Below are 13,008 nucleotides of genomic sequence, written 5' to 3'. Positions count from 1 at the left end.
GAGCTGCCATGAAAATTTTAATACCTTTATTATCGGTATGTTTACTCGCAGCCTGTTCTAGCAGGCCTGTAACATCAGGTATTTCTGTCGAGCAACATTCACATTACCAGCAACAATTAAAAGTAAGCAATCCTGAGCTTGGTAAAAAGCTCGCGATTATAGATGTTAAAACACGCCAAACGAATGAGTTAACAGACGTTGTTGTAACGCTAGCCAGTCAATATAAAAAGTCACAATATTTACAATACCAATTCACATGGTACGACAAAGATGGATTTGTCATTAAGGGCAATCACTCCCCTTGGCAAGCTCTTAACTTATTTGGTTTTGCAAATATTCAATTACCAGGTCTGGCCCCTACATCAAATGCGGTGACGTTTTCATTAGCAGTAAGAGAAGTTTCAACAAAAGCACAAGAATTTGAAGATTAAGGAAATATAAATGAATACATTAAATAAAATGGCCACGTTTAATAAATTAACAGGCCTTGCTCTGATTGGCCTCAGCACCCTCGCTTTAAGCGGCTGTGCTAATAAAGCCGTGGTCAGCTATGGTGACGCACAAGCAGTAGAAACAACAGATATCAACTTTGGCTCAACTGATCTGCAAAAAGTAGCCAGTCAAATGACTGATTCGTTGCTTGCATCACCTGTTATTGGAACCATGACTGCCAATACACGTCCTATCGTTTTCGTAGAGCGAATTAAAAATAAGACCAGTGAGCATATTGATACCGAATCAATCACGGATTCAATTTCAACTCAGTTGTTGCGCAGTGGGAAGTTTCGTTTTGTTGATATGGGTCGTGTAGAAGCCGCCCGAGAGCAACTTACATTCCAGAATGAAGATGCCCTAGTAAACCCAGCAACCGCAGTAGCATTTGGCCAGCAAGTTGGAGCGCAGTATATGCTATACGGAAATTTATCAAGCATTGTGAAATCAAACGCTGATAAAGCCGATGTTTATTATAAATTCACCATGCGGTTAATGGATCTAAAAAGTGGCCTTGTGGAATGGGCTGATGAAACAGAAATCCGCAAAACACGTGAAAAATCAACCTTTGGCTGGTAATAGCCTGGGAGCATAACATGAAGCAACTTGTTTTCTTATTATTTGCACTGCTATTGATACCTAGCCCAACAGTCGCCGCTTATGAACGAAACAAAGCGGTGCCTGTCCAACAGGTATTATTTGGTAAAATCGAGTCTGTTCGCACAATCACTGAACGTGAGCTTATTCAAGATAAGAGCAACGGCTGGAAAACCTTTGGAGGAGCCTTATTAGGGGGTGTCATTGGAAACCAATTTGGTGGTGGTAGCGGGCGAACCGCAGCGACAATTTTAGGTTCAGTCATTGGTGGCAACATCGCTCACAACCGCCAGAAAAGCAGCTATTATACTCAATATGAATTAGTTGAAATGATGATAACGGTTGAAAGTGGCAAACAGTTCATGGTGGTTCAAGATAAAGATAACCGCATGTTATTTACCAAAGGCGATCAAGTACGCCTTGTTTATTTATCTGATAACTCTGTCAGAGTGGATAAAGCTTACTAAGTGAACCAAAAGCAAGCTGTGATATGTATTAATGTCCATATCGCAGCTTTTTATCGATTTAACATTATACTTGTCGATATTGATTAAAAAATCGCTGCATTTTAGACATCGCAGTTGATAAGTCATCTTTATTTGGAAGAAAAACCAATCTAAAATGATCTGGGTTAGGCCAATTAAATGCCCTGCCATGCACAAGTAATATTTTTTCTGCCTTAAGCAAATCCAAAATCATTTTTTCATCATTTTTAATATTGAATCGATCAGTATCCACTTTCGCGAATGCGTATAACGCCCCTTTTGGTTTCGTACATGAAATACCATCAATTGCATTTAATCCACGCCATGCAATGTCTCGTTGCTCGTACAACCGGCCTCCGGGGTTAATTAAACTATCAATGGATTGCACACCACCAAGTGCTTGCTGAATTGCATATTGCGCTGGTACATTCGCACACAATCGCATTGACGCTAATATATCGAGCCCTTTTTGTAAATCATCCAGTAAGTCGGTTCGACCACTTAAAACCATCCACCCCATACGCAAACCAGCAGCGCGATATGTTTTTGCTAAACCATTAAATGTAATAATTGGAACATCATCACACAAAGCGCCGATGGAGCTATGAGTTACATCATCGTATAAGATTTTTTCATAAATTTCGTCACTCAAAAGCAATAACTTGTGTTCTCTGGCTATATCGATAAGTTGCTGCAGCAAATCATCGCTGTATACAGCACCGGTAGGATTATTAGGATTTATAAGCACCAACGCTTTTGTTTTTGATGTTATTTTACTGCGAATATCAGCAATGTCAGGAAACCAATCTTGATCTTCATCACAGAGATAATGTACGGGATTCCCACCGGCCAATTTCACTGATGCAGTCCATAAAGGATAATCGGGAGCAGGAATGAGTACTTCATCATCATTATTTAACAACGCTTGGGTAGTCATTTGAATCAGCTCACTGACTCCATTACCAATATAGATACTATCAACATCAAGGTTGTTTAAACCACGTTGTTGATAATGTTGATAAATCGCCACACGGGCAGAATAGAGGCCTTTAGAGTCACAATAGCCTTGGGCAGAATATAGGTTACGAATAATATCTCGGTGCATATCTTCAGGCATATCAAAGCCAAAGGCTGCGGGATTGCCTATATTTAATTTAAGAACTTTTTGGCCTTCATCTTCCATTTTGCGGGCTTGTACTAAGACAGGCCCACGGATGTCATAGCAAACACCATCTAATTTGTGACTCTTTTTTATTTCTGACATTATTACCTCTACTAGTGAAATGTTAGATTAACCTAGTAAAGGGTCAAAATACTAGTGTATTTCATAACCTTAATACTGAAATATATTCACGTGATAAAAGCTTTAAATTACCTTGAAGCAAGCCAAGATGTTAATTCAACTTGAGTCTTTGATACTTGCTCATTAAGTTGTTTTGAAGCGGCTTCAGCCTTGTCATGTTCACCATTATTTAAGCTCTGCTCAATGTCCCTTGCTACTTCAGACAAACTGGTTGCCCCAAACTGAGATGCATTAGATTTTAAACTATGGGCATGACGAATAGACGCTTCTAAGTCATTGCCAAACGCAGAAAAAAATTCATTGGCTAATCGTTCAAACTCAGCACAACAAAAAGTTAGTGTGTCACTAAACTGTTCACCCAATAAGGATTCCATACTCTCAAGTGCACTTTCATCAATCACAACATCGTTCATTTTATATCCTTTTTAGTAACCCGAGTTTTCTCGTTGGCTTACAACATACTTCTACTTTATCTTTCTTAAGAAAAAAATCCACTTAATACTTATATTAAGCGTATAATAGTATTGCTTTAAAATCCATTGTAAACAGAGTAGATTATTATATGTCTCGTGCTTTATGTCCTCATTGTCAGTTTAGCCTCCTAACTTGCCTTTGTGCTAATTTAGTGACAGTTAAAAATAAGCTGAAGATAATTATCTTGCAGCACCCAAGTGAAACTAAAGTTACAAAAAACACGGCAAAATTACTTAATTTATGCCTCAGTCAGTGCTGTGTTGTTCAAGGTGAATCGCAATCGGATTTTCAATTTTTAAATGACCTTCCCTCAAAAAACACGGCCGTCCTATATCCAAATGAACATGCATTCCTATTAGATGGTAATGATGAAAATGTTAACAATCTAAAAACACAATTGACGCATTTAATCGTGCTGGATGGTACGTGGAAAAAAGCGTTTAAAATTATGCAACTCACTCCTCGATTGCATGAATTCATGAGTGTAAGTTTTAAAACTATCCCGGCTAACCGTTACCGTATACGCAAATCACCTAGGCTTGATAGTTTATCGACTCTTGAGGCTGTTGCTTATAGCTTATTCTTGATTGAACAACAAAACCCAGAGCCGCTCTATGCTGTTTTGGATGCATTAAATGACAAGCAAACGCAGTTTATGCCTGCGCATGTCAAAGCGCGTTATAAGTAATAATGGGCTACACCAATCGATTAAAGCGAGGCTTCTACCGACATGGCCCTAATTATCGTTTTGATGACCAAGTAGATTTTACAGATATAAAAGAAACATTTGGCTTTAGAACAATGACAGTTGGAAAGTGGGTAACTAAAGAGGAGCGTTTCATTAGTGCAAACTTGATTTATGACGCGTTGGCTGATCTAGCTCAAATACTGCAGCTTCCACCTGAAGCACTTGGATTGAGAGGCAAATTAAATTTTGCCTTTGGTCACGGTGGTCAACAAAATGTACAAGCCCACTATAACAGTGCGACTCAAACTCTTGCTCTTGCAAAAAATGCCGGTGGTGGAGCGTTAGCCCATGAATGGTTCCATGCCTTTGACCATCATATATCTAGGCACTTATTCCCACGCCATCATGCTCATTTTTTTGCATCTAAATTATGGCTTGAACACACGGTTGACACCTCTCATACTCTCAACCTTGCACTCAATAATTTCTATAAAAGTGTGTTTCTACAAAGTAATGGGAAACATGCAAATCAATATGTTAAGCAATCTATGCTAGCAGATAAAAACCACGGTCAATTTTATATGAGTATGCCGGAAGAACTTGCCGCACGGTGTTTTGAAGCCTGTATAGACCAGAACAGCAACATTAAAAACACATTTTTAGTCGGTGGGTTACAACACTCAACACTCATTTACCCTGATGATGAGCACATTCAAATGAGTCGTTCTGCACTTGAATACTATTTTCACGGTTTAGGCCTACTTCTATCTCAATAGACTACAGAATAAGCGTTTACTAATTCATGTGGTACACATCAACATCCGTCGTCGTCTGTATACTTTGCTCTAACCATTTAACGTAGTCATCAAATGCTAAAGGTCGAGAGAAATAATAACCTTGGCCTATTTCACAGCCATAATCTTTCAAAATTTGTAAACTCTTTAAATCTTCGACTCCTTCACCAACCACAAAGGAGCCTAAACTTTTTGCAATATCACACGTAGCCCGACAAATTGTTTGATCATTATTAGAATATTCTAAATTCATCACAAATTGTTTATCAATCTTGATTTCATCAAAGCCCATTTTGCTCAAATAGGCTAGCGATGAATACCCTGTACCAAAATCGTCAATCGCTATTTTTAATCCAATTAGACGGTAATCATTCAAGGCTGTTTTTATATTTACACCATCGCTAAGTGTCGCTGACTCTGTAAGCTCGAGCATAACTTGTGATGCCTTGAGCTGATATTCATTTAGCAAAGTTAAAAATAAAACCGGCAATTCTTTGCGCAACAAATCTTTTGCTGAAATATTAATGGATATTATATGTTCAGGGTATATGACTGTGATTTCTTTTTGATAAGCGAGTGACTGCTCAACAACCCATTCGGTAAGCTCAAATATCATCCCCGTAGATTCAGCTATGGGAATAAACTCATCAGGAGGCACTTGGCCCAGAATAGGATGGTGCCAACGCAGTAATGCCTCTGCACCATGAATATGCCCTGTATCCAAACAAATTTGTGGCTGAAAATATAAACTAAGTTGGTCTTGCTCTATTGCTTCTTTTAAGTATGAAGCCACTTCTAGACGATGTTTAGTTAAAATTGAATTTTCAGCATCAAACATATGCCACCGCTCACCATGCAGCGGTTTAACACTCAGTGCTTGTAAGCTACGTTGAACTAACTGGGAGGCATTCGCCGCATGAAGGGGGTAATTAGCAACACCAATATCAACACCATTTACTAGTTGACTACTGTTGTGACTGATCCCCTCTGAAAATACACTGCTGGTGACACAAACAAACTGCTCTATTTGGCTAAGTTCAAGTTGACCATTAACTACAAAAGCATACGTACTGTCATCAAGCCTCGATATATAGTGACTTTTTAGTTTAGTTACTTCAATTTTGAAGGAATTCATTGAACTAAGCTGCTTACCTAGATTTGCCATTGTGTGTTTTATTTGCTCATTAGCATATTGGTAACCAAAATTAGCTCGTATATCAAGAAGCACAACAGGGCGAAATAAAACAAGCGAATGCGCCTTTGATTCATCCACTTTAAGCTGTAAACAATCGAGCAACTTTTGCTTGTTGGGTAAACCCGTTTCATCATCATGAGTTAAACTTTCGTTATATTGTAAAACTCTTAATCTATCTTGTATTAACAAGGTCGCTAAGAAAATACCTGTATTAAAAACAAGCAAGCTATCGTTGAGGAAATGTAAACTACGAGCTGTAAATACGCTACTCAACAGAACAAAAGACTGCACAAACAAAGTACACCATGCAACAATAAATACACTCGCACCTTTGGAGTTTGTCTCCTTCCATTGCAAAAACAAATACCCAACCAGCGCTATTAATACGGTATATCCAACAACAAGAAAATATACTGAAAAAGTGCTAATAATTAAACTAGCACCAATAGTTACACTACAAATTGCCAATAACAAAGACGTTAAAGGGATTTTTGTCACAACAATTTGTTTATTACCATAACTGGACTGCATAAAAAACAAACATGCGAATGCAATTGCCAATAAATTAAACCATGCACTAAGTTCACTACAAAGCCGATTTGAAATAGAGTCACTAAGCAACAAAACAACCCCTTTTCGCGCAAGCAAAGCCACTAACATGCAGCCTAGAAAGCCCATCAAGGAAATAAATTTTGCCTGTCGCGATAAGAAATAAAATGCGGCACAAATCGCAAGCCCAATCATTAATAATAACGAAATCCCAGCTGTAATGATGACATGTTCTTCAACACGGGTATAAAAATCATCTGCAAGCCATAGCGTCGGCTCAATTGTGATCGATGTATTGTTTCTTATATAAACTGCCGCCCACGCGCTACCTGAATTAGCTTTAATACTTAAATGAGGAATAATTGAATCAAAATAGGCTATATGTTCGTGCTGGTCTAATGTAATAGGCTCAAAATCACTGTTCAGAAGCGCAAACTTAATCTCATCAACGAGTGTATTTTTTATAAAAAGAATTTGGTTTTCGGGTTCTGCTGTTTGATTAACATCAAAAAGTAACCAATAGCCTTGAGCTGGCTTTAGTTTAACTGAAGAAATTTCGGCTAAACCATTCTTTTTTATCGCGCCTTTATAAGCATTAGCAGACAAACGCTGTGAATCTGAAACAGGTAAAACTAGCGCTTTATTTGATGCAGCACTCAGCGTAACACTAAAAAATAGAAGCGTAATTAATAACAAAGCACGAAATAAAGAACTAATACTTCCCACTTGAACTCCATGTATGTGAACGTATAAAACCAATCAACGTACTAAAGTATGGAAGGTATATTTATAAATGCCAGTAAATACCGAGAATGATTACAGCAATAACTAAAAAAGGACCAATTATCGGCCCTTTATTACTTTAATATTTATCAAAAATTGCAGGAGCTGTTACCCTTTCTAGGCTAAATTTACAACAGCCTGTTTGCTAAAATAGTGAAGCAGCACCTATGTAATGTGGTGACTTCCCATCAACAGACGATAACGAAGCATCAATGTTATACTAGCACAGCCCTTTAGGTTCAGCCTCGAGTATGAACGAATTTGAATCCGTAAAGATCAACAAACTCTAGTCATCCTTATCATCACTAATACGGCTTGCAACTGCGCTATTTTGATCTTTGTATTTTGCATCTTTGCGGGTGTTATAAGGGTTAGCTGCTGGCCCTGACATCGTTTCAAAGCTCATCGCCCCAATTTTCATCATTGGGCGAAGCGCCAACGGTAACTTACCCGAATTATAAAACTCTAATACAATATTACCTGACCAACCTGGATCAATACGGTGTGCCGTTACATGCACCATCAACCCTAATCGAGCTAATGATGAGCGCCCATCAAGCCAACCGACCACATCAGCTGGTAACGTAACTTTTTCATACGTCATTGCCAACGCAAGTTCCCCTGGGTGTAGAAAAAAAGCTTGCTCTTGATCAAGCACTATTTCATCACTCATTATTGATTCCATCGCTTTATTAAGCTGATCTTTTGGGCCACTTAAGTCAACATAAGCGGCGGTGTGATCTTGGAAAACACGAAACTTATTACCCAAGCGTAAGTCAACTGTGACCCCAGAAATCATTTCATGACTTGGTTTTGGTTCAATCACGATGCGTTGCTGTTCAATATATTCTTTAATGTGGGTATCTGATAATCTCATTTTTAATCATCCGTAATCACAATCTCTAACGGATTGTGATGGGGTTGTTGATAATAAAGCTGGCTAGCAATTAAACGTGCTGCACTGGCATAAGTTCGGCTTATAGCGGCCGCATGATCGCTGGCTATTAGCTTACCTTGTTCTGAATATTCTCTTATGTCTATTGCTAGAGGTATGTGCGAAAGTATGGGTACACCATGTCGTTGGGCTAACTTAATTGCTCCGTCTTTACCAAATACGTAATTAGGCTCACCACAATGAGTACACAGAAAGTGGCTCATATTTTCTATTAGGCCAAGTACGGGTACATTAACTTTGTTAAACATAGCAATGCCTTTTTGCGCATCAGCCAGTGCTAAATCTTGTGGAGTCGTCACAATAACGGTGCCACTTGAAGGCACTTTTTGGCTCATGGTTAATTGAATGTCACCAGTACCCGGTGGCATATCAACAATTAAATAATCAAGTTCTCCCCAAGCAGTTTCATTTAATAACTGAGTTAATGCACCGGACGCCATAGGACCACGCCATACTGTGGCATCATCACTGGGCACTAAAAAACCAATAGACTGTGCTTTTAAACCTTTTGCATCAAATGGGAGAAGTTGTTTGTCATTTTTAGCTGTGGGCTTTGCATCCACCAATCCTAGTAACATAGGAATTGATGGCCCGTAGATATCTGCATCTAAAATACCTACTTTTGCACCTTCTTGTATTAAGGCACCCGCTAAATTAACGGCGGTTGTCGATTTACCCACTCCGCCTTTACCAGATGCAATTAATACAATGTGTTTTATTTTCTTAAATTTATAATCTGCGGGTAACTGTACCGTGGCACGAATGTCGACTGCCTGCTTAATTTGCTCACTAACAAACTCAGCCACAGCTGGCATTTCTGAGCAAGCAGCAAAAGGTAGCGTAAGTTCGATTAATAAGGGGTTGTCACCATTAGCTTGGATATTTTCAATGCACACCTCATCGATACCAACTGCAAATGCAGCACTTCGATAAGCGGCTAAAGCGGCAATTATCGGTTGTTTTTGCACCGATTTAGAAGAGAATAATTTCGAGAGTCCAAACATAGCAATAAAATAGCGTTTCTTTGATGAAAATTGCCTCGGAATTATGTAACATTCACGGCATTAACACCAGTCAATTAATGAAAATCAGCCTGCCAGCTACTACTTTGTAATCGGTTTGCTGATAAAATTATGATTTTCATCCGTTCCTTAGCCGGAACCGTCAATTCGGAATGATTATGGCACAGCGAAAGATTCTTATTACCAGCGCATTACCTTATGCCAATGGCCCAACTCATTTAGGTCATTTATTGGAATACATTCAAACTGATATTTGGTCACGTTTTCAAAAACTACAAGGCCACGAAACATATTACGTTTGCGCCGATGATGCTCACGGCACGCCAATTATGCTCAATGCGCAAAAGCAAGGGATCACGCCTGAAGAAATGGTAAAAAACGTCAGTATTGAACGTCAACGTGACTTTGCTGATTTTAATATCAAATTTGATAACTACCACAGTACTCACAGCCAAGAAAACAAAGAATTCAGTGAATTAATCTACAATCGCTTAAATGCGGCTGGGCACATAAAAAAACACACTATCTCACAGTTGTTCGACCCTGAAAAAGGCATTTTCTTACCGGATCGTTTTGTCACCGGTACGTGCCCTACGTGTAAATCTGAAGATCAGAACGGCGACAGCTGTGATGCATGTGGTGCAACGTATAGCCCAACGGAGCTAATTAACCCGCGCTCAGTAATGTCTGGTGCAGAGCCAATACTCAAAGACTCTGAGCATTACTTTTTTGACTTACCAGCATTTGAAGGCATGTTAAAAGAGTGGCTACACTCAGGCACTATTCAACAAGAAATGGCTAACAAACTGGATGAATGGTTTACCGATGGCTTACAACAGTGGGATATAAGCCGCGATGCCCCTTACTTTGGTTTTGAAATTCCAAACGCGCCGGGTAAATACTTTTACGTATGGCTAGATGCACCAATTGGTTATATGGCCAGCTTTAAAAACTTATGCGATGCAAAAGGCATTGACTTTGATGCGTTTTGGGCTGAAAGTTCAGATGCTGAGCTTTATCATTTCATTGGTAAAGACATCATCTATTTTCATAGCTTATTTTGGCCTGCTATGCTTGAAGGCGCGAACTTTAGAAAGCCAACAAACGTTTTTGCTCACGGCTTTGTAACGGTAAACGGCGAAAAAATGTCTAAATCTAAAGGTACGTTTATTAAAGCACGTACGTATTTAGACAACCTAAACCCAGAATATCTGCGTTATTACTACGCAGCTAAATTAAACAGCGGCATTATTGACCTTGATTTAAACCTAGAAGATTTTGCTCAACGAGTTAACTCTGATCTGGTTGGTAAAGTAGTAAACATAGCAAGCCGTTGCGCTGGCTTTATTACTAAAAAGTTTGATGGCAAATTAAGCAGTACTATCATGCAGCCAGAGCTTTTAGCTGAGTTCCAAGCAGCCGCGCCTAGTATCACTGCCCATTATGAAAACCGTGAATACAGCCGCGCAATTCGTGAAATTATGGCCCTTGCCGACAAAGCAAACCAATTTATTGATGGCGCTGCTCCCTGGGTATTAATTAAAGACGAAACAAAACAGCAAGAAGCACATGACGTGTGCTCCCTTGGCCTTAATTTGTTCCGTGTACTAATTACTTACTTAAAACCTGTATTACCAGAAATGGCTGAAAACGTAGAAGCGTTTTTAAATGATGATCTAGCGTGGGGCGGTGTTCAGAAAGCACTAGTTAGTCACCCTATCAATAAGTTCAAGCCACTAATGCAACGTGTAGAAATGGATAAAGTAAATAAAATGGTCGAAGAATCAAAAGAAAGCCTAGAGCCAAAGGTTACAATTGACCCTAATAGCCCACTAGCAAAAGAACCAATTGCCGATGAAATCGAATTCGATGATTTTGCCAAAGTAGACCTGCGTGTCGCTAAAATTGCCAAAGCAGAACACGTTAAAGGTGCTGATAAACTACTTAAACTAACCCTGGATCTGGGCGGCGAAACTCGCCAAGTATTTGCTGGTATTAAATCGGCTTATGCCCCTGAGGATATCGAAGGTAAACTTACTGTGATGGTTGCCAACCTTAAACCACGCAAGATGCGTTTTGGTATGTCAGAAGGCATGGTTTTAGCAGCAGGCCCTGGTGGAAAAGAAATCTATATTCTTAACCCTGATGACGGCTCAGAGCCTGGTATGCGTGTGATGTAACCAAGCCCACTTTAAAATCAAAAGCCGCTGAAATCAGCGGCTTTTTTGTTACTCGTTTACCATTAACAATTTATTATTTGAAAACTAATCGAATTCAATTAATCAAACGTATTATCTTATAGTTAAAATACAAAATTGACGTTTAAATACAGCCATCTAGACGTATTACCTACCCTCTAAGGAATAAGCATGTTCTCGATTTTCAAGAAAGACCCTTTGAAGAAACTAAATAAAGACTACAGTGCAAAATTAGAGCAAGCAATGCACGCCCAACGCAATGGCGATATAAAAAGCTACTCTATGCTGACCCATGAAGCCGAGCAAATTTTAAAAGAAATAGAAGCGTTAGAACAAAATAGTCCTTAAATATCCTTGTTTATTACTCATATACATTGTCTATGTTGAGCAATCACACGTTAATATATCAACTAAAACGTATCATTACTCAACACCTGCTTTTAATTCGCCTAAAATATAAATGAATATAGAAAACCAGCACCGACTGCCATCGAAAATATGACGGTTAAAAACGCAATTATCATTGGGTTTTTAAATATTGATTTAAGTAGTACAACTTCTGTTAGGCTCGCACCTGCGCTGCCAATAATTAGTGCCATCACAGCCCCAAGGCCCATACCTTTAGCTGCTAGTGCCGCACTTAATGGTATAACGGCTTCTGCTCGAATATAAAGCGGAACCCCAATAACTGCAGCAACTGGAATAGCAAATGGGTTACTTTCACTCGCCACACTGGCTACGAATTCTGTTGGCATAAAACCATAAATCATTGAGCCTAGCGCAATACCTCCAATCAGGTATGGTAGTACCTTTTTAAAATCAGACCATGTGCTGTGACATAGTTTAATCCATTTACTGACTGCCTGAGTATTTTGATTATACCCACTTGCACAACCTTTAGTCTCATGGACTATATATGCTTCTGGTTTAACAAATTTTTCAAAACCAAATTTTTCGAGTAAATAACCCGCAGCAATTGAAACCCCCATTGCCATGGTGAAATAAAAAGCAGTGATTTTAAAACCAAAAGTTACGGCGAATAAACCTATGATAATTGGGTTAAGTAGTGGGCTTGCAAATAAGAACACCATCATAGTTCCAAAACCGGCTTTAGCCCTCAGTAAACCTTTTAAAAATGGAATAGTTGAACAGGAACAAAAGGGAGTAATTGCACCTAAAAACCCAGCCACAATATAACCTTTACCATTCTTACTACTTAAAATACTTTGAATCTTACTAGGCGGAATATACTCTTGGAGTACACCGACAAGGTAACTAATAAGTAAAAAAAGAAGCGTTAATTCAACTGCTAAAAAAGCAAACATATTCAAGGTATCAAATACCATTTGTTCTGTGATAGTCATAAACATTACCTACATTATAAATTCGTCATTTCTAGATTTATCGAATTATATAGAAAGGTATAGGCATGTCAATATATTTCTAGTAATATCGAACTATAGATAAAGTATC

At 38.8% G+C, this 13,008-nt stretch carries 13 protein-coding genes; 7 read left to right on the top strand and 6 right to left on the bottom strand.

Translation table 11 applies throughout. The features are described from left to right. Positions 1–8 precede the first annotated feature (8 nt). Genes ATS75_RS01250 through ATS75_RS01240 form a run of 3 tightly spaced genes read left to right on the top strand, consistent with a single transcriptional unit; the run spans position 9 to position 1,556 of the window. On the top strand, positions 9–431 hold the full coding sequence (locus ATS75_RS01250) for a YcfL family protein (protein WP_058558610.1): 423 nt from the start codon (positions 9–11) through the stop codon (positions 429–431). A gap of 28 nt (positions 432–459) precedes the next feature. After that, the gene (lpoB, locus tag ATS75_RS01245) at positions 460–1,071 is read left to right on the top strand and encodes a penicillin-binding protein activator LpoB (protein ID WP_152996173.1); all 612 of its coding nucleotides are present in this window, start codon (positions 460–462) and stop codon (positions 1,069–1,071) included. Positions 1,072–1,088: 17 nt separating this feature from the next. After that, positions 1,089–1,556 carry a glycine zipper 2TM domain-containing protein gene (locus tag ATS75_RS01240; protein ID WP_058558608.1) on the top strand — a complete coding sequence of 156 codons (468 nt, stop codon included), beginning with the start codon at positions 1,089–1,091 and terminating at the stop codon, positions 1,554–1,556. 64 nt (positions 1,557–1,620) lie between these two features. Here ATS75_RS01240 and ATS75_RS01235 read toward each other — a convergent pair whose 3' ends face one another. Together ATS75_RS01235 and ATS75_RS01230 are read right to left on the bottom strand one after the other, a co-directional pair. Next, on the bottom strand, positions 1,621–2,838 hold the full coding sequence (locus ATS75_RS01235) for a pyridoxal phosphate-dependent aminotransferase (RefSeq protein ID WP_058558607.1): 1,218 nt from the start codon (positions 2,836–2,838) through the stop codon (positions 1,621–1,623). A 107-nt stretch (positions 2,839–2,945) separates the two neighbouring features. Further along, entirely contained in the window at positions 2,946–3,290 is a 345-nt protein-coding gene (locus ATS75_RS01230; protein WP_058558606.1) for an Hpt domain-containing protein, read from the bottom strand. A 149-nt stretch (positions 3,291–3,439) separates the two neighbouring features. On the opposite strand from ATS75_RS01230, the gene ATS75_RS01225 reads away from it, so the two are divergent. Further along, positions 3,440–4,039, top strand: coding sequence for a tRNA-uridine aminocarboxypropyltransferase (locus ATS75_RS01225; RefSeq protein ID WP_058558605.1), 600 nt, complete (start codon positions 3,440–3,442; stop codon positions 4,037–4,039). A gap of 2 nt (positions 4,040–4,041) precedes the next feature. After that, on the top strand, positions 4,042–4,815 hold the full coding sequence (locus ATS75_RS01220) for a CLCA_X family protein (RefSeq protein WP_058558604.1): 774 nt from the start codon (positions 4,042–4,044) through the stop codon (positions 4,813–4,815). Between the two features lie 19 nt (positions 4,816–4,834). Here the strand turns inward: ATS75_RS01220 and ATS75_RS01215 are convergent, their stop codons facing one another. From ATS75_RS01215 to apbC, 3 genes are all read right to left on the bottom strand, one after another. Next, positions 4,835–7,303 carry a putative bifunctional diguanylate cyclase/phosphodiesterase gene (locus tag ATS75_RS01215; protein ID WP_058558603.1) on the bottom strand — a complete coding sequence of 823 codons (2,469 nt, stop codon included), beginning with the start codon at positions 7,301–7,303 and terminating at the stop codon, positions 4,835–4,837. A 343-nt stretch (positions 7,304–7,646) separates the two neighbouring features. Beyond that, positions 7,647–8,237: a dCTP deaminase gene (dcd, locus tag ATS75_RS01210; protein ID WP_058558602.1), complete on the bottom strand. Its 591-nt coding sequence runs from the start codon at positions 8,235–8,237 to the stop codon at positions 7,647–7,649. Between the two features lie 2 nt (positions 8,238–8,239). Continuing rightward, complete coding sequence (gene apbC, locus ATS75_RS01205; RefSeq protein ID WP_058558601.1) at positions 8,240–9,319, bottom strand: iron-sulfur cluster carrier protein ApbC; 1,080 nt, start codon at positions 9,317–9,319, stop codon at positions 8,240–8,242. A gap of 176 nt (positions 9,320–9,495) precedes the next feature. On the opposite strand from apbC, the gene metG reads away from it, so the two are divergent. Further along, on the top strand, positions 9,496–11,517 hold the full coding sequence (metG, locus tag ATS75_RS01200; protein WP_058558600.1) for a methionine--tRNA ligase: 2,022 nt from the start codon (positions 9,496–9,498) through the stop codon (positions 11,515–11,517). A gap of 189 nt (positions 11,518–11,706) precedes the next feature. Continuing rightward, positions 11,707–11,883: a DUF6435 family protein gene (locus ATS75_RS20295; protein WP_152996165.1), complete on the top strand. Its 177-nt coding sequence runs from the start codon at positions 11,707–11,709 to the stop codon at positions 11,881–11,883. Between the two features lie 101 nt (positions 11,884–11,984). Here ATS75_RS20295 and ATS75_RS01195 read toward each other — a convergent pair whose 3' ends face one another. Further along, a complete protein-coding gene (locus ATS75_RS01195; protein ID WP_058558599.1) occupies positions 11,985–12,899 on the bottom strand; it encodes a permease in 915 nt (304 codons plus the stop codon). Positions 12,900–13,008: the final 109 nt, after the last annotated feature.

It is taken from the genome of Pseudoalteromonas sp. H105, from assembly GCF_001469215.1.
Lineage (GTDB): Bacteria > Pseudomonadota > Gammaproteobacteria > Enterobacterales > Alteromonadaceae > Pseudoalteromonas.
Note: the sequence above shows the minus strand (reverse complement) of the source record. Positions and strands in the feature narration are given on the sequence as shown.